Annotated in this window: 1 protein-coding gene; it reads left to right on the forward strand. The window is 68.9% G+C overall.

What is annotated here, in order from left to right; genetic code table 11:
- Nucleotides 1-27 precede the first annotated feature (27 nt).
- Nucleotides 28-347 (forward strand): IS110 family transposase (locus TBIF_RS22450; RefSeq protein WP_024796974.1); only part of this gene is annotated, 320 nt, incomplete at its 3' end.

Consider the following 347-nt stretch of genomic DNA (forward strand, 5'->3'; position numbering starts at 1 on the left):
ACAACCATTCCCAGCACGGCCGCTGGGATGGACGCCCTGACCCGGATGCTCACCGCCGTCAGCGTGCCCGTCGACGTGATCGCCGAGCCGACCTCGATGACCTGGGTCGGCATTCATGCCGCCGTCGGCACCGCGGGAGCCCGCTTCTATTTGATCGGGACCAAGCACTCCGCCCGTCTGCGGGCCGCGGTGGCCGGCAAGAACAAATCAGATGTGATCGACGCGCACCTGCTGGCCAAGGCGCTCGACCTGTTCGACCTCAAGCCCCTCGCCCGGGACGAGGGCGGAGCCGAGGCGATCAAACGCTCGGCGCTCTCTCGGGCCGACGCGCGGGTGCACCTGGACCA

The organism is Tomitella biformata AHU 1821 (genome assembly GCF_000524475.1).
In the GTDB taxonomy this organism is placed as follows: Bacteria; Actinomycetota; Actinomycetes; order Mycobacteriales; family Mycobacteriaceae; genus Tomitella; species Tomitella biformata.